Origin of the sequence: Virgisporangium aliadipatigenens, assembly GCF_016863615.1 — a bacterium.
In the GTDB taxonomy this organism is placed as follows: Bacteria; Actinomycetota; Actinomycetes; order Mycobacteriales; family Micromonosporaceae; genus Virgisporangium; species Virgisporangium aliadipatigenens.
Window position 1 is genome coordinate 118,122 of sequence record NZ_BOPF01000032.1, and the last position, 15,591, is coordinate 133,712.

17 protein-coding genes are annotated in these 15,591 nt (G+C 70.6%); 9 read left to right on the forward strand and 8 right to left on the reverse strand.

Annotated elements, in window-relative coordinates; all coding sequences use genetic code 11:
- The first annotated feature begins 7 nt into the window (after nucleotides 1-7).
- From Val02_RS34620 to Val02_RS34640, 5 genes are all read left to right on the forward strand, one after another.
- Nucleotides 8-1,393 carry an ABC transporter substrate-binding protein gene (locus Val02_RS34620; protein WP_239153562.1) on the forward strand — a complete coding sequence of 462 codons (1,386 nt, stop codon included), beginning with the start codon at nucleotides 8-10 and terminating at the stop codon, nucleotides 1,391-1,393.
- A gap of 173 nt (nucleotides 1,394-1,566) precedes the next feature.
- Nucleotides 1,567-2,115 carry a hypothetical protein gene (locus tag Val02_RS47750; RefSeq protein WP_239153563.1) on the forward strand — a complete coding sequence of 183 codons (549 nt, stop codon included), beginning with the start codon at nucleotides 1,567-1,569 and terminating at the stop codon, nucleotides 2,113-2,115.
- Between the two features lie 84 nt (nucleotides 2,116-2,199).
- Nucleotides 2,200-2,439, forward strand: coding sequence for a hypothetical protein (locus tag Val02_RS34630; RefSeq protein WP_203903503.1), 240 nt, complete (start codon nucleotides 2,200-2,202; stop codon nucleotides 2,437-2,439).
- A 97-nt stretch (nucleotides 2,440-2,536) separates the two neighbouring features.
- The gene (locus tag Val02_RS34635; protein ID WP_203903504.1) at nucleotides 2,537-4,114 is read left to right on the forward strand and encodes a Na+/H+ antiporter; all 1,578 of its coding nucleotides are present in this window, start codon (nucleotides 2,537-2,539) and stop codon (nucleotides 4,112-4,114) included.
- Entirely contained in the window at nucleotides 4,111-4,377 is a 267-nt protein-coding gene (locus tag Val02_RS34640; protein WP_373317990.1) for a UBP-type zinc finger domain-containing protein, read from the forward strand. The genes Val02_RS34635 and Val02_RS34640 overlap by 4 nt, the downstream gene beginning before the upstream one ends.
- Here the strand turns inward: Val02_RS34640 and Val02_RS34645 are convergent.
- The gene (locus Val02_RS34645; RefSeq protein ID WP_203903505.1) at nucleotides 4,374-5,915 is read right to left on the reverse strand and encodes a hypothetical protein; all 1,542 of its coding nucleotides are present in this window, start codon (nucleotides 5,913-5,915) and stop codon (nucleotides 4,374-4,376) included. The genes Val02_RS34640 and Val02_RS34645 overlap by 4 nt on opposite strands.
- A 150-nt stretch (nucleotides 5,916-6,065) precedes the next feature.
- Nucleotides 6,066-7,292 carry an ABC transporter substrate-binding protein gene (locus Val02_RS34650; RefSeq protein ID WP_203903506.1) on the reverse strand — a complete coding sequence of 409 codons (1,227 nt, stop codon included), beginning with the start codon at nucleotides 7,290-7,292 and terminating at the stop codon, nucleotides 6,066-6,068.
- 218 nt (nucleotides 7,293-7,510) lie between these two features.
- Between Val02_RS34650 and Val02_RS34655 the strand changes: the two genes are divergently transcribed.
- Nucleotides 7,511-8,083, forward strand: coding sequence for a bacterial proteasome activator family protein (locus Val02_RS34655; protein WP_203903507.1), 573 nt, complete (start codon nucleotides 7,511-7,513; stop codon nucleotides 8,081-8,083).
- A gap of 7 nt (nucleotides 8,084-8,090) precedes the next feature.
- Here Val02_RS34655 and Val02_RS34660 read toward each other — a convergent pair whose 3' ends face one another.
- The 6 genes from Val02_RS34660 to Val02_RS34685 form a co-directional block, all read right to left on the reverse strand.
- Entirely contained in the window at nucleotides 8,091-8,885 is a 795-nt protein-coding gene (locus tag Val02_RS34660; protein WP_203903508.1) for an HAD family hydrolase, read from the reverse strand.
- Nucleotides 8,882-9,703 carry an HAD hydrolase family protein gene (locus Val02_RS34665; RefSeq protein ID WP_203903509.1) on the reverse strand — a complete coding sequence of 274 codons (822 nt, stop codon included), beginning with the start codon at nucleotides 9,701-9,703 and terminating at the stop codon, nucleotides 8,882-8,884. The genes Val02_RS34660 and Val02_RS34665 overlap by 4 nt, the downstream gene beginning before the upstream one ends.
- Nucleotides 9,704-9,802: 99 nt before the next feature.
- On the reverse strand, nucleotides 9,803-11,056 hold the full coding sequence (serS, locus tag Val02_RS34670; protein WP_203903510.1) for a serine--tRNA ligase: 1,254 nt from the start codon (nucleotides 11,054-11,056) through the stop codon (nucleotides 9,803-9,805).
- 18 nt (nucleotides 11,057-11,074) lie between these two features.
- Nucleotides 11,075-11,707 (reverse strand): hypothetical protein, encoded by a 633-nt coding sequence (locus tag Val02_RS34675; protein WP_203903511.1) that lies wholly within the window; start codon nucleotides 11,705-11,707, stop codon nucleotides 11,075-11,077.
- Nucleotides 11,708-11,726: 19 nt separating this feature from the next.
- Nucleotides 11,727-13,331 (reverse strand): phytoene desaturase family protein, encoded by a 1,605-nt coding sequence (locus Val02_RS34680; protein WP_203903512.1) that lies wholly within the window; start codon nucleotides 13,329-13,331, stop codon nucleotides 11,727-11,729.
- Nucleotides 13,332-13,418: 87 nt separating this feature from the next.
- A complete protein-coding gene (locus tag Val02_RS34685) occupies nucleotides 13,419-13,886 on the reverse strand; it encodes a hypothetical protein (protein ID WP_203903513.1) in 468 nt (155 codons plus the stop codon).
- Between the two features lie 66 nt (nucleotides 13,887-13,952).
- Here Val02_RS34685 and Val02_RS34690 point away from each other — a divergent pair, with 66 nt between their 5' ends.
- From Val02_RS34690 to Val02_RS34700, 3 genes are all read left to right on the forward strand, one after another.
- Nucleotides 13,953-14,378 carry an OsmC family protein gene (locus tag Val02_RS34690; RefSeq protein WP_203903514.1) on the forward strand — a complete coding sequence of 142 codons (426 nt, stop codon included), beginning with the start codon at nucleotides 13,953-13,955 and terminating at the stop codon, nucleotides 14,376-14,378.
- Nucleotides 14,379-14,450: 72 nt separating this feature from the next.
- Complete coding sequence (locus tag Val02_RS34695; protein WP_203903525.1) at nucleotides 14,451-14,798, forward strand: metallopeptidase family protein; 348 nt, start codon at nucleotides 14,451-14,453, stop codon at nucleotides 14,796-14,798.
- A gap of 39 nt (nucleotides 14,799-14,837) precedes the next feature.
- Nucleotides 14,838-15,545 (forward strand): AIM24 family protein, encoded by a 708-nt coding sequence (locus Val02_RS34700; RefSeq protein WP_203903515.1) that lies wholly within the window; start codon nucleotides 14,838-14,840, stop codon nucleotides 15,543-15,545.
- Nucleotides 15,546-15,591: the final 46 nt, after the last annotated feature.

Here is a 15,591-nt window from a genome sequence, read left to right on the forward strand (position 1 = left end):
CGACCGGGTGACAGTCCGCCCTGAACTGACCCCTTCGAGTCCCCGACGGCGAGCCGTCCGGCTGGTGGCCGGCATCGCCGCGGTGGCCCTGCTGGTCGCCGGCTGCCAGGACACCCCCGAGGACGGGGGCGTAACGGCCAACCAGAACACGATCCGCCTGTACGGCTCCGACGGAAACATGATCGGTAGCTTCGGCGGCTCGTTCAAGGACGAGCCGGGCATGCTCGCCGGCATGAAGGGCACCACGCCGCTCAACCCGTTGACGGACGAGTTCAGGCAGCGCCTGAAGGCCGTCGACGGCGCCCTGGAGGACTACAACTACGCCGGTGAGACCTACGACGCGGTGGTTATCGCCGCGCTGGCGGCCGAGACCGCCAAGGCCACCGACGGCGCCTCCGTCGCCAAGTACATCCCGTCGGTGACGGTCAGCTCCGGCACCAACTCGGTCACCTGCGACACCATCAAGGCGTGCATGGACGCGATCCGCGCCGGCAAGGACATCGCCTACCGCGGGCCGACGATCCGCCGCGGCGGCATGACCGACAAGGGTGACCCGTCGACCGCGAGCTACGGCACGCTGACGTTCGGCCGGGACAACAAGATCGACCAGTCGAAGACGGAGTTCGTCAACTCCGGGGACGACAAGACGCAGTACAAGGACACCGTCCCGGCGCCGCCGCGCGGCGGCGGAGCCAAGCCGCCGCCGCTGAAGATCGGCGCGCTGCTGCCGAAGACCGGCGGCCTGGCCATCGCGGGTCCGCCGATCTTCGCCGGCGCCAACCTGGCCATCAAGGAGATCAACGAGGCCGGCGGCGGCAACGGCGTGCTCGGCTCGCCGGTGGTGTGGGTCGACGGCGACGACGGCACCGACCCGGCCAAGGCCGCCAAGCAGATGGACGACCACATCAACGCGGGCGTCCAGGTCGTCATCGGCGCCAGCGCCTCCGGGATCTCGAAGGCGGTCATCCCGAAGGCGGTCGCCGCCAAGGTCGCCATGATCTCGCCGACCGCGACCGCGGACGAGCTGACCGGCATCGACGACAAGGGCTTCTTCTTCCGAACGGCCCCGCCGGACAAGCTGCAGGCCAAGGCGCTCACCGACGTGATCATGCGGTACGGCGCGCAGAAGGTCGCGATCATCGCCCGCGACGACGCCTACGGTAAGGGCCTGCTCGACAACGTGTCCGGCGAGCTCAAGGCCAACGGCGTCAAGGCGGAGAACATCAAGACGCTCACGTACGCCAGCAAGGAGCAGTACAAGCCGGACGACTTCACCAAGCAGGTGAACGACGCGGTCGGGTTCAAGCCCGAGGCGATCCTCGTGGTGGGCTTCGAGGAGTCCTCGAACGTCATCAAGGGCATCGCCGCGAAGGGCATCCGCTTCCGCGACTAGGTCCCAGGCAGCGCCCGAGCCCCCGGATACCGAGGTGTGTCCGGGGGCTCCGCGCATCCGCGCACGGGTCCGCCGATACGACACCCCGCCTGGCACGTTTCTGGGATCACCTGGGCATACCACAGGCCGTAACTTCGTCTCATCAGGTTGCGGCACCCGAGAGGACTCCCACGATGAGCGAAGATTACGACCCGAGCGGCACCGAGGACACCGGCAACGAGAGCCACCACACCGACCCGTACGAGAACACGATCGTCGCCGAGTACACCGACGGTTCCACCGTCTACACGACCGACGCGGACGGCGACGGGCTCGCGGACCAGGTGGCCACCGACTACGACTCCGACGGCATCATCGACGAGGCGTACCAGGACACGGACGGCGACGGCCGGCTGGACACCCGCCTGGTCGACGCCAACGACGACGGCATCGTCGACGGGCAGTACGCCGACACCGACGGCGACGGCCGGGTGGACGACGTCCAGCTCGACCGCAACGGTGACGGCCTCGTCGACGTGCACGGCCAGGACACCGACGGCGACGGGCGGATCGACACCGTGAGCGTCGACCGCGACTACGACGGCGACGAGGACGTTCGCCTGATCGACGCCAACGCGGACGGCCGCGTGGACGTCGTGGTGACCGACAGCGACGGCGACGGCGTGCTCGACACCGAGCGCTACGTGGGTGGGGCCCGCCCCGACCCGTACGCCTCCCACTGATCGACGACAGCGCAGAGAGGCGGGTCCGGATCACCGGACCCGTCTCGTTGTGTTCTGTGGCCCGGTACGCCTACCGTGCTGCGCATGGCTGACAACGACACCGTCGAGACCCGCGGCACCGAGCGTGTGGACCTCATCACCGCGGACACCAATCACGACGGCAAGGCCGACCTCTGGGCGGTCGACACGGACGGCGACGGCAAGCCGGACGTGTTCCAGTTCGACACCGACGGTGACGGCAAGGTCGACGTGACGATGGTCGACATCGACCAGGACGGCAAGCCCGAGACCGTGGTCGACGGCGACGGAGGCCTCACCCGCTAGGCCCGTCGAGAGCGCCGAGGGCTATTCCCGCCGGACGATCGCCCAGCGCGCAACCGCGGGAGCGGCTACCGAAACACCTAGGCACTACGCTCGCCACGTGCCCGAACTGTGGGAGATCGTAGGCCTGGTGGCCGTTGTCGTGGCGGTGTCGGCGCTGGCCGGACGGTTCGGTCTGTTGACCCCGATCGTCCTGGTCGTCGCCGGGCTCGCGATATCGACGGTGCCTGGGCTGCCGGCGTTCGAGCTGGAGCCCGATCTGGTGCTCATCGGGGTGCTGCCCCCGCTGCTGTACGTCGCGGCGCTGGAGACCTCGGTGCCGGCGTTCCGCTTCAACCTGCGGCCGATCCTGTTGCTCGCCGTGGGGCTGGTGCTCGTGACGGCGTTCGCGGTCGGGTTCACGGTGTACGCGATGGTGCCGGGCGTGCCGCTGGCCGTCTGCCTGGCGCTCGGTGCCGTCGTGGCCCCGCCCGATGCCGTCGCGGCGACCGCCGTGGCGCGCCGGATCGGCCTGCCCCGGCGGATCGTCACGATCCTCGAGGGCGAGAGCCTGATCAACGACGCCACCGCCCTGGTCATGCTGCGGGTGAGCGTCGCCGCGGCGACGGCGGGCGCGGTGACGGGCGGCGAGATCGCGTGGGACGCGGTGCTGGCGGCCGGCGGTGGATTGCTGTTCGGGGTGCTCGGTGCGATGATCTTCGGCTTCCTGCACCGGATGGTCACCGATCCGCTGATGGACAACGCGCTGTCGCTGCTGACGCCGTTCGCGGTGGTGGGGGCGGCCGAGGCGGTGCACGCCTCCGGGGTGATGGCCGTCGTGGTGACCGGCCTGCTGCTGGGGCACCGGCTGCCGACGCTGATGTCGGCGCAGTCGCGGCTGCAGATGGAGGCGTTCTGGCGGATGGTGCAGTGGCTGCTCGAAGGGCTGGTGTTCCTGCTCGTCGGGTTGCAGCTGCGGCAGATCCTGGAGGATCTCGAGACCGACGGGCGCACCGTCGCGCTGGTGACCGCCGCCGTGCTCGGGGTCGTGATACTCACCAGGTTCGTCTACATCTATCCGGCGCTGTATCTCGCCAGGCTGGTGCCGCGCAAGGGCACCCAGACCCCCGAGCGGGACGTCCGGGTGCCGACCCTGATCGGCTGGGCGGGCATGCGCGGGGTCGTCACGATCGCGGCCGCGCTCGCGCTTCCGGAGACGCTCGCGGGCGACGCGACATATCCCCGGGAACTGTTCGTCTGGCTGGCGTTCGCCACCATCGTGGGAACGCTGGTGATCCAGGGCACCACGCTTCCGGCGTTCACCCGGATCCTGAAACTGCCCGCGGACGACCCGAAGGTCGACGCGCTGGCCGAGGCGGCGACGCAGCACGCGGCGAGCCAGGCGGCGCGGCAGCGCTTGGAGGAGAACGCGGAGGGCGTCCAGGCGAGCGTCGTGGACCGCCTGCGCGTCCTGACCGAGCAGCGCTCGAACGTCGCGTGGGAACGCCTCGGCACGAGCGATCAGGAGACCCCCTCGCGGGCATACGTACGGCTGCGACGCGAGATGATCGACGCGGAGCGGGAGGTCTTCATGCAGGCCCGGGACTCCGGTCGGATCTCCGAGGAGGTCCTGCGGCGCGCCCAGCGCGAGATGGACCTGGAAGAGTCGATGTTGCAGAGAAAGTTGGAGAGCGCGTGAGCTGTACCCACTTGGACACCACCCCGCTGGACGCCTGGGCGGTGCCCGTTGACGTCAAGGGCTGTCCGGAGTGCATCGCGGACGGGCACAGCGACTGGGTGCACGTGCGCATGTGCCTGACCTGCGGGTACATCGGATGCTGCGACTCGTCGCCGCGGCAGCACGCCACGGGGCACTACACCGAGAGCCGTCATCCGGTGATGCGCTCGATCGAGCCGGGCGAGTTCTGGCGCTGGTGCTACGTGGACGAGCAGATCGCTTAGGCGCGCTGCCTCGCCACGTACTCCTGCCACTGCTTGACGAGGGCGTCCCGGGAGATGCCGAGCACCTTGTTGATCACTGCGTCCTCGTTGGACGTGCTCTGGAAGCCCTCGTACAGGGCGATCAACTTGGCCTCGCTCCACTTCTCCGAGATCATCCGGCAGGCGAGCCACCCGGTGAGGTAGTTCGCCGGCTCGTCGTAGAACTCCTCACCGGCCAGCAGGTCGGCGGTGCTCACCCCGCGCAGCGCCTCGCGCAGCTTGGACTGCTGGATGTTGGCGCCCTTGTACGAGACGTACTCGGCGAAGCCCTCCACCAGCCACGTGGGCGTCCAGCCGCTCGTCACCGGCGCCATCGCCGCGTGCGTGAACTCGTGGGTCAGGTCGTCGCCGAGCTGCAGCTGGTCCTCGTCGAGCTGGTCCGGGTTGAAGATCACGCGGGTGGCGGCGTACCTGTTCGAGGAGCCCCAGTTGTGCACCTCGTTGTAGTGCGGCACGGCGATGGCGGCGACCTGGTCGACCCGTTCGGGGTTGTCGCCGAAGTAGGCGTCGAAGACCTTGCGGTCCCGCGTGGCGATCACGAACACCTTGCCGACCCAGCCGGCCGGCCGCACCACGGCCACGCGGCCGAGCGCCTTCTCGGCGAGGTTCAGGATCTTGGCGGGGTTGTCCCGGCCGGCGCTGAACACGCCCGTGACGTGGTCGCTGCGCTGGACCGTGATCGCCTCGCCGTCCCACGGCTGGCCGCCGACGCCGGTCGGCAGTTCCTTGTCCGGGCCGGCCTCGCCGACGAGCGTCCACCTGCCGTCGACCGGGGCGAACACCGGCACCCACGGCACCGCCACCGGCTCGGTGTCGATGCCCTCGATCTGGTACGTCACGGTGACGCCGACCGCGCGCGCCTGGTCGCCGAAGCGTTCCCGCAGCGCCGGCGGCACCGCGCTGTCGTAGGCGCGGTCCGCGTGCAGCTTCAGCCCGTACGCGGTGAGCGGCAGCTTCTGCAGGTTGGCGAAGATGGTCTCCTGGCGCTTCACCCACGTCGGGTCCGACCGGTCCACGTCCGCGAGAAACGCCGCCTGGTCCTTGCCCAGGACCGCCGTGCCGCGCCGGTTGAGGAGGTCGCCGAGCGCACCGTCGCGGTTGGTGGCCGCCGGTGCGCCGGGACGTCCCTGTCCGACCTCCCAGGCCACCGCGACGTTCCGGTCGAACGCCCCCAGCGCGACCGCCCCGCCACCCGCCCCCAGGACGGCGAGGACCAGCGCGACGACGACCGCCAGCGGCCAGCGCGACGGGCGGGTCGGCGGCGGTAGGACGACCGGCGGATAGGCGACCGGCGCCGTGTAGCGCAGCGGCTCGTACGGGTTCGCCGGATAGCCCGCCGGCTGGCGGGGGATCGACGGGTAGGCGTATCCGGGTGTGTAGGACGACGGAGCAGGTGGTGCCTGGGGAACGGACGCCGGCCGGTACTGCGACGGCACGCGCGGGGGTGCGAACTCCGTCGGTTCAATACCGCCGGCAGGCGGCGGAACTGGGCTCGTCACGAACACCTGCCTGAACGGTGGGGGCACCTCAGTCTCCGGCAGTGTTACGTGCCGTGTCGAGACCGCCTGCCCTGTCGGCCGGGCGAAACGGTCCGAAAGCCCGACGAATCAGGTCACGATGGTCGGAACTACGGAGCCGCCCGGTTGCCGTCAGTTGTTGATCGCCGGAAGCGTGGTCAGCTCGGAGATCAGCGTGTTGGTCCGGGTGGCACTGCCGTCCTTCTGCACCCGGCGCAGGTACCACGTCTGCAGCGGCGTCCGGTTGATGTTGAACTGCCACGGGCCGCGCGGGCTGTCGATCAGGCCCACCTTGCCGATGGCGGCGTTGATCGCCTGCGGGTTGGGGTCCCCGTCGATCAGGCTCAGCGCCTTGTCCAGCACCATCGCCGCGTCGTACGACGCCATGGCGTAGGTCGTCGGCAGCGTCTGGTAGGCCTTGTAGTACTCCGACGCGAACCGGCGGTTGGCCAGGTTGTTGAGGTCGGCGGAGTAGTTCATCGAGGTGTAGATGCCGTCGGCGGCCGGGCCCTGGTCCTTCAGCAGCTGGAAGCCCTCGGTCAGGAAGCCGGCCGCGTAGAGCACCTTGCTCTGCGGCATCGACGCCAAGGACCACGCCTTCACGAAGTCGACCGCCTGGGTACCCGCGTAGAACGCGTACACCGCCGTCGCCTGGGAGGACTTCACACGGTTGAGGTACTGGGCGAACCCGGCGAGGGTGATGTCGGGCGGCGTCTGCTCCAGCAGCACCGTGCCCTTGCCGCCCCTGGTGTAGGCGCTGCGGAAGCCCTCCAGCTCGTCGTCGCCGGCCTCGTTCTTCGGCGCGAGGAGGTACGCGGTGCCGGTGCCGCCCTGCTGGCGCAGCACGTACCCGCCGAGCGCACCACCCGGGTCGACGTTGGCGTACGACGTGCGCCAGATGTACTTGGTGCCGTCGAGGGCCTTCGGGGAGGCGTTGGATCCCACCAGCGGGACCTGCTTCTGCTCGACCGTGTCCTTCAGGGCGGCCATGACCGTCGAACTGACCACACCGGACATCGCGGCGACGCGGTCCTGGTTGAGCAGCTTCTCGGCCGCGGCCTTGCCCTGGTTGGCGTCCTGCCCCTCGTTGACCACCACGACCTCGGGCGTGTAGCCGCCCAGCCGGTTGCCGGCGAGCCGCAGGTACAGCTCGAACCCGTGCTGCACGTCCTCGCCGATGGCCTTGAAGATGCCGTCCTGCGGCACCATCAGACCGATCTTGATCGGCCCCTTGTTGACCTCGGCGGCGCCGGTGGGATCGCTGTCGGAACCGCATGCCGACAGCAGCGGCACGCTGGCGCCCGCCGCTCCGAGGGACGCCAACAGCTTCAGCGTCCGCCGGCGATCGAACTGGGCCATGAGGGGTTCCTTCCGACGCAAGAAGTCGAATCGGTCGCGGACCGGTCCGGTGGCGTTGATACCGTCTTTTTAGGTACGAGTCAACGGCACGCGGCGTTCCCAGTGGACAGAGGTCGAGGCCGATGGTACGGGGTCGGGCCGGGGACGTGCGGACCACCCGTCCGGTCGATCACTCCGCCGACCGGCCCGGCAGGTTCCTCCGGCGGTACCGCAATAGGATGGTCCGCATGGCAGACGAGCAGCGCGAGGAGCCCCGCACCGTCCTGGTTGTCGGGCCCGACGGCCAGCCGTTGGGGTCGGTCGCGGTCGACGACAAGCGCGATGACGAGAGCGACGACCCCGCCCGCCTGATCGAGCAGCCGGCCAAGGTCATGCGCATCGCCAACATGATCAAGCAGCTGCTCGAGGAGGTCCGCGCGGCGCCGCTCGACGACGCCGGCCGGCAGCGGCTCAAGGAGATCCACCGGCGGTCCATCATCGAGCTGGAGGACGGGCTCGCCCCCGAGCTCCGCGACGAGCTGGAGCGGATCGTCCTGCCGTTCTCGGCCGAGGAGACGCCGTCCGAGCCGGAGCTGCGGATCGCGCAGGCCCAGCTGGTGGGCTGGCTCGAGGGGCTGTTCCACGGGATCCAGGCGGCGCTGGTGGCGCAGCAGATGGCGGCCCGCGCCCAGCTCGAGCAGATGCGCGGCCGGCCGGCGCTGACCGGCGGTCCCGGCGGGCGCGGCATCCCCGGGCTGCCCGGCCAGCCGCCCCAGCCCGGCGAGGGCCACGGCCCGGGGCAGTACCTGTAGATCCGGCTCAGAACTCCAGGTTTTTCTCTATCCACAGGGCGACGCCGTCGTCCTCGTTGCTGGCCGTGACCTCGTCGGCCGCGGCCAGCACCGCCGGATGCGCGTTCGCCACCGCGACGCCCGTTCCGGCCCAGGTCAGCATAGGAACGTCGTTGGGCATGTCGCCGAACGCCACCACCTCGGCCGCCTCGACGCCCAGCCGCGCCGCGACCCAGGCCAGCCCCGACGCCTTTGTCACACCCGCCGCCGAGATCTCCACCAGGCCGCTCGACGACGAGTGCGTCGCCTCGTAGGCGCCCTGAAGCGCGGCCCCCACCAGCGCCGTGAACTCGTCCGCGTCCCGCCGGCCGGCCCGCACCAGCAGCTTCGCGGCCGGCGCGTTCACCAGTTCGGCCAGCAGGGCCTCGTTCGCCCGCTCCCAGGGGCCGATCTGGTGCGCCGCCTCGTGGAGCAGCGTGCGCCCGCCGTCGCGTTCGACCGCGAACGCCGCCTCCGGCACCGCCTCGCGCAGCACCGCGCACGCGTGCGCCAGTTCCTCGGCGGACAGCGGCGCGGAGTGCATCAGTTCGTCGCGCTCCGGGTCGTAGACCGCGGCCCCGTTGGCGACGACCGCGATCGGCTTGTGCGACAGCTGCTCGTAGACGTTGAACAGCCACCGCACCGGCCGTCCCGTAGCGATCACCAGCGGCACCGGCAGCGCGTCGAGAACGGCGACGGTGCGGGGGCTCAGGCTGCGGTCGCCGCGGACCAGGGTGCCGTCGAGATCGGTGGCGACGAGCTTCACTCGGGCGGGGTCGTTCACCCTGACAACATACGGTCCAGGTAGGCGGCGACGCCGTCGTCGTCATTGGTGCCGGTGATCTCATCGGCGACGGCGCGCACCGCCGGATGGGCGTTGCCGACCGCCACCCGGCCGAATCCGGCCCAGTCGAACATCGGCAGGTCGTTGGGCATGTCGCCGAAGACCAGCACGTCGTCCGGGTCCACGCCGAGCGCGGTCGCCACCACGGCGAGCCCGGTCGCCTTGTCCACCCCGGGCGGGCAGATCTCGATGTAGCCGAGCCCGGCCTGGGTGATGCTGGCGAGGTGCGCCGGGACGGCCGCCCGGGCGATCGCGAGCAGGGCGTCGGCGTCGTGCTCGGGATGCCGCGCGAACCCCTTGATCACCGGGCCGGTCAGGCACTCCGCCCGCACCCGCGCCTCGACGACGTCGGGATAGCGCCACATCGGATCCGGGTCGCCCCACAGCGGCGACTCGTGGCCGTCGCCGGCCTCGATCAGCACCGACAGGGTGCTGCCGACGTGCCGTTCGATCGAGGTGAGAATGTCCGCGAGAACGTCGCCCGGCAGCCGCTCGTCGCGCAGGACCACCGGGTACGCCGGGTCGGAGAGGTCCAGCACCCGGCTGCCACCACCGAGGACGAGAAAGTCGGCGGCCGGGATGTCGTGCCTGACCAGCTCGGTCAGCCGGGGACCGCGGCCGGTGGCACCGACGATGCGGATCCCGGCCGCCTTGACCCGGGCCAGCACGTCGCGGGTGTACGCGCTGACGGTGTCGTCGCTGCGGACCAGCGTGCCGTCGAGATCGGAGGCGATGAGCTTGGGCAGTCCGGGTCGCATATTCCGTGCTCCTTCCAGAGGACGGAGGAGCAACCGTAGCGCGTTATCGCCAACGCGCCACGGCTCGAACCCGAATTCGACCTGAACCGAAACTCCCTGCTAGGGGGAGAGCACATCCCGTCCCACGAACGGCTGAAGCGCCTTCGGCACCCGCACCGACCCGTCCGGCTGCTGGTGGTTCTCCAACACCGGAACCAGCATCCGCGTGGTGGCGAGCGTCCCGTTGAGCGTCGCCGCGAACTGGTTCTTGCCGTCGGCGTCGCGGTAGCGCACGTTGAGCCGCCGCGCCTGGAACGTCGTGCAGTTGGACGTGCTCGTCACCTCGAGGTAGCGCCCCTGCGACGGCACCCACGCCTCGCAGTCGAACTTCCGCGCGGCGCTCGAACCCAGGTCGCCGGCCGCCACGTCGATCACCCGGTAGGGCAGTTCGAGCTTGGCGAGCAGTTCCTCCTCCCAGGCGAGCAGCCGCAGGTGCTCCTCGGCGGCCAGCTCCGGCCGGCAGTAGGAGAACATCTCCACCTTGTCGAACTGGTGCACCCGCACGATGCCCCGGGTGTCCTTGCCGTAGGAGCCGGCCTCCCGCCGGAAGCACGACGACCAGCCGGCGTAGCGCATCGGCTCGTCGAGCGACGAGAGGATCTCGCCCGCGTGGAACCCGGCGAGCGCCACCTCCGACGTGCCCACGAGGTACAGGTCGTCGGCGGGCAGGTGGTACACCTCGCTGGCGTGTTCGCCGAGGAACCCGGTGCCCCGCATGGTTTCCGGCTTCACCAGCACCGGCGGGATCACCGGCGTGAACCCGTACTCGACGGCCTGCTGGAGCCCCAGCTGCAGGATGCCGAGTTGGAGCATCGCGCCGATGCCGGTCAGGAAGTAGAACCGCGACCCGGACACCTTGGCGCCGCGTTCCATGTCCAGCGCCCCGAGCCCCTCACCGAGCTGCAGGTGGTCCTTCGGCTCGGCGAGGTCCGGCTTGGTGCCGACCTCGCGCAGCACGACGTAGTCGTCCTCGCCGCCGGCCGGCGCACCCTCCTGCACGATGTTGGGGATCGCGAGCTGGGCCTCGGTCAGCGCCGCCTCGGCCGCGCGCACCGTCTCCTCTGCCGCCTTCACCTCGTCGGAGAGGGCCTTGGTGCGGGCGATCAACGCGGCCCGCTCGTCCCCGGAGGCCTTCGGCATCTGCTTGCCGAGTTGTTTCTGCTCCGCCCGCAGCGCCTCGAACGCGGCCACGGACTCGCGTCGCGTCGCGTCGGCCGACAGCAGGGTGTCGACCGCCGATTCGGAGGCGCCGCGCGTCCGCTGGCTGGCGCGTACCAGGTCCGGGTCTTCTCGCAGTAGCCGCAGGTCGATCACGATTAGTAAGTCTATGTGTCACGACAACGGGGTAACGGTTAGGTCCGGCGGGCCGTCGTCCTCGACCGGATCGGGCCGCGGCGCCCGGCCGCCCTTGCGAGAGGGCCACGGCACGTCCGGCCGCCAGGCGGTGAGCAGCAGCGCCGCCAGCGCCAGGAGCACCGCCCCGCCGGCGAACCACAGCCCCGCGCCGAGCGACGTGCCGATCAACGGGTTGTCGCCGAACCGCATGAGCGACAGCTGGCGGCCGAACGAGAGCACCACCATGAACAGCCCGACCGCCCAGCCCACACCGGCGCCGAGCACCGGCCGGCGGCGCGCCGGGCCGAGCGTCAGCGCGAGGCCGACCAGCCCGAGCATGCCCATCCAGCCGACGTAGTACGGCAGCAGCTGCCAGGCCGAGGAGGCCAGCTCGGCCAGGTAGATCTCCGGGCGGGCACCGCCGCGGATCTCCCGCACGGAGTCCTCGCTGCCGGTCAGCGTCACCCACGGCTGGAACTCCGCCGCGACCAGCAGCACGACCGCCACGGCGGCGGCCACCAGCGCCGGGTAGTTGGGTCCCGCGCCGGTGGGTTCGGGATCGTTCAGCACGCGGTCGAACAGGCGCGGGCGCCCGTCGTCGCCCCACTCGACAGTCCCGTCGGCGGCCATGGCGGCCACTATGACATGCCTATCTGTCTTTAGGCTGGGAGCCGCCCTTCCGGTCGGCCCGGGTGTCGCGCAGGACCTGCCGCACGACGTTGCGGCCGGGGATGCCGGTGACCCCGCCGCCGCCGTGCGTCGCCGAGCCCGCCTGGTACAGGCCGGTGATCGGGGTGCGCAGGTCGGCGTAGCCGGCCGCCGGCCGGCAGTGGAACATCTGCCCGGGCGTCAGCTCGCCGTGGAAGATGTTCCCGCCGACCAGCCCGTACTCGTCCTGCATGGTGTCGGGGCCGATCACCTGCCGGCCGACGATGGAGTCCGTGACGCCGGGCGCCACCGCTTCGAGCCGCGCGACGAGCCGGTCCGCGTACGCGTCGAGCGCCGCCTTGTCGGGCCGGTCCGCGTAGGTGTGCGGCACCCACTGGGTGAACATGCTGATCACGTGGTGCCCGGCGGGGGCCAGCGAGTCGTCGAAGACGCTGGGGATGCAGACGTCGGCGAACGGCAGCGTGGCCGGTGCGCCGTTCACGGCCTCCTGGTAGGCGCGCTCCACGTCGTCGAGCGACTCGGCCAGCACGATCGTGCCGCCGTACACCTGCGGGTCGAACTCCGGGTGCGCGCTGAAGACGGGCAGCCGGTCGACGGCCAGGTTCACCTTCACCGTGCCGGAACGGGTCTGCCAGGACTCGATGTCGCCCACGAAGTCGTCGGGGAGCTGCTTGCGCTCCACCAGTTCCAGAAAAGAGATCTTGGGGTGTGCGGTCGTGACGACGACCGGGGCGGACAGCTCCTCGCCGTCGGCCAGGGTGACCCCGGTGACCCTGCCGTCGGCCACGTCGATGCGGGCCACGGCCGCCTCGGTCCGGACCTCGGCCCCGAACGCCCGCGCCGAGTCGGCCAGCGCCCGGGTGACCCCGCCCATACCCCCGCGGGGGAAACCCCACGTGGTCTCGCCGACGTGGTGGTGCAGCATGACGTACGCCGTGCCGGCGCTGCGCGGGCCGGCCCACGTGCCGATGACGCCGGAGACGGAGAGCACGCCGCGCATCGCGTCGGAAGAAAAGCGTTCCTCGACCAGGTCCGCGATGCTCGCGGTGAACAGCCGCGTCAGGTCGAACGCCGCCCGCACGTCAACCTTGCGCAGCTTCGTCGCCAGGCGCGCCTGCCCGAGCAGGTCCCGCGGCTTCTTCGAGCCGAGCTTCGGCGGCACCTCGTGCAGGAGCGGGCCGACGAGCGTGCCCAGCCGCCCGAGCCACGCCTCCCACTCCTCGTACGCGACGGCGTCCTTCGGGGAGAACTTGCCGATCTGGGCGGCCCGCGCCGCGGCGTCGGACGGCAGCGCGAGGTACCCGCCGTCGCGGCGCGGCGCGAAGTACGGCCCCTGCGGGAAGACGTGGTACCCGTGGCGATCCAGCCGCAGGTCGCGCACCATGCGCGGGGGCAGCAGGCTGACCACATAGGACAGCGAGGTGACCGTGTAGTCGTCCCCGAACGGCCGCTCCGACACCGCGGCCCCGCCGACGACCGGCCGGCGTTCCAGCACCACGACCCGGCGGCCCGCCTTGGCGAGGTACGCCGCGGCGACCAGCCCGTTGTGGCCGCCACCGACCACGATCACGTCATAGCTGCCCATGGGCTGATCCTGCCCGGCGCGTGGCGCCGCCGCTACGGTCTTGACCCCACTCCCGACCCGCCCCGGGCGCGGACACCGGCGACCCGATCAGCGGTCGTAGCGGCCCAGCGACAGCAGCCCGCCGGCGAAACACAGGAAGGCGGCCGCCAGCACCCCGAAACCTCCGCCGGGGGCACTCTCGACGGTGAGGTTGAGCCGCGGGAGGTCCAGCAGCGCCGTGACGTGCCGGCTGTCGGTGTTGGTCATCGTCCACACCGCCAGCGCCGCCGCGAACAGCCCCAGGACCGGAGCGACCAGCCCGGCGACCTGACGCGCCCGCCCCCGCGCGAACGCCGCCACCGCGACCAGCGCCAGCAGGATCACCAGCGCCGCCAGGAACCACTTGCCGCGCGGCGCGTCGAACACCGACACCGTGCCCTCGCGTGCCACGCCGGCGGGCAGCCGTCGGGTCAGCACCGTGTACGACAGCCACGGCAGCGCGAGCGCACCCACCGCGGCCAGCAGGCCCGCAGCGGCGAGCCCGGCGCCGGTCCGGACCAAGATCTGCCGGTTCATAGTTGATCCCTCCGAGACCGCTACTGTGTCCGCCCCTGTCAACGGGGATGAAGTAGCGTTCGGTTCATGGCTACTCGCACCTCATCCGCCGAATGGCGGGGCAACCTGAAGGACGGTTCCGGGACGTTCGCGCTCGGTTCCGGCGCCTTTGAGGGTTCCTACAGCTTCGTCTCCCGTTTCGAGGACGGCGCCGCGTCAAACCCGGAGGAGCTGATCGCCGCCGCGCACGCGTCCTGCTACTCCATGGCGCTGTCCAACATGCTCGCCGGAGCCGGCTTCACGCCCACCTCCGTCGCCACGAAGGCGTCGGTGCGGCTGGAGAAGACCGACGCCGGGTTCGCCATCACCCGGATCGACCTGGTCACCAAGGGCGACGTGCCCGGGATCGACGAGCCGGAGTTCCGCAAGCACGCCGAGGCCGCCAAGGTCGGCTGCCCGGTCTCGGGTGCGCTCAAGGCCGTCGAGATCACCCTCGACGCCTCCCTGGTCTGACCTATCGCGTCTGGGTCACGGGCCGCCGTGGCCCAGACGTGCCGCGTTGCGGGCAGAATTGCCGGCGTGCCGGTGCGGATGACGCGGGAACGCTTCGAGGAACTCGTGGGCGAGGCCCTCGACGAGGTGCCCGACGAGTTGTTGAGGCTGATGGACAACGTCGTCGTCCTGGTCGAGGACGATCCGCCGCCCGGCGAGGCCGACCTGCTCGGCCTGTACGAGGGCCACGCCCTCACCGAACGCGGCGTCGACTACTCCGGCGTGCTGCCGGACCGCATCACGATCTTCCGCCGGCCGATCCTGCGGGTCTGCGCCGACGAGGACGAAGTGGTCGACGAGGTGGCTGTGACCGTCGTCCATGAAATAGCCCATCACTTCGGTATCGACGACGATACGTTGCACCAGTTGGGCTGGGGTTGAGCACCCCCGAACGAGCACCGAAACGCTACGCTCACCGGCGTGCAGAGCGAACTCTTCAAAGCTGAGAGCATGGCGCAGCCGGCCACGCAGGTCGGTATGTCCCTGCAGCACTCCAAGGCCGTCAAATACGCCGTAAACGGCGAGGTTCTGGCTCGTCAGGGCGCCATGGTCGCGTTCCGTGGCAACCTCCAGTTCGAGGTCAAGAGCCAGGGCGTCGGAAACTTCCTGCGCCGCGCCGTCACCGGCGAGGGCGTGCCCCTGATGGCCGTCAAGGGGCAGGGTGAGGTCTGGTTCGCCCAGGCCGCCGCCGACTGCTTCATCGTCGAGCTCCAGGGCAACGACGCGCTGTCGGTCAACGGGCGCAACGTCCTGGTCTTCGACCCCTCGATCCAGTACCAGATCTCGATGGTCCGCGGCGCCGGCATGTTCGGCGGCGGGCTGTTCAACTGTGTCTTCACCGGCCAGGGCAAGCTCGCCCTGACCTGCGAGGGCCCGCCGATCGTCATCCCGGTGACCCCCCAGGCGCCGGTCATGGTGGACACCGACGCGGTGGTCGGCTGGTCGGCCAACCTCCAGACGACGATCAACAAGTCGCAGAGCCTCGGCTCGATGCTCCGCGGTGGTTCGGGTGAGCTGTTCCAGCTCGCGCTGAGCGGCCAGGGGTTCGTGATCGTCCAGCCGAGCGAGGGGCAGCCCAACCCCGGCCAGCAAAAGAGCGGCGGCCTCCTGGGCGGTCTCGGCGGCTAGATCCTTACTTGCTTCATTGCGACGGTCCGCCTCGGTGCGGACCGTT

Coding starts and splice junctions, on each gene's coding strand:
- Val02_RS47750 (WP_239153563.1), top strand. CDS start 1,567: ATGAGCGAAGATTACGACCCGAGCGGCACCGAGGACACCGGCAACGAG.
- Val02_RS34630 (WP_203903503.1), top strand. CDS start 2,200: ATGGCTGACAACGACACCGTCGAGACCCGCGGCACCGAGCGTGTGGAC.
- Val02_RS34650 (WP_203903506.1), bottom strand. CDS start 7,292: ATGGCCCAGTTCGATCGCCGGCGGACGCTGAAGCTGTTGGCGTCCCTC.
- Val02_RS34655 (WP_203903507.1), top strand. CDS start 7,511: ATGGTCCGCATGGCAGACGAGCAGCGCGAGGAGCCCCGCACCGTCCTG.
- Val02_RS34665 (WP_203903509.1), bottom strand. CDS start 9,703: ATGCGACCCGGACTGCCCAAGCTCATCGCCTCCGATCTCGACGGCACG.
- Val02_RS34675 (WP_203903511.1), bottom strand. CDS start 11,707: ATGGCCGCCGACGGGACTGTCGAGTGGGGCGACGACGGGCGCCCGCGC.
- Val02_RS34680 (WP_203903512.1), bottom strand. CDS start 13,331: ATGGGCAGCTATGACGTGATCGTGGTCGGTGGCGGCCACAACGGGCTG.
- Val02_RS34685 (WP_203903513.1), bottom strand. CDS start 13,886: ATGAACCGGCAGATCTTGGTCCGGACCGGCGCCGGGCTCGCCGCTGCG.
- Val02_RS34690 (WP_203903514.1), top strand. CDS start 13,953: ATGGCTACTCGCACCTCATCCGCCGAATGGCGGGGCAACCTGAAGGAC.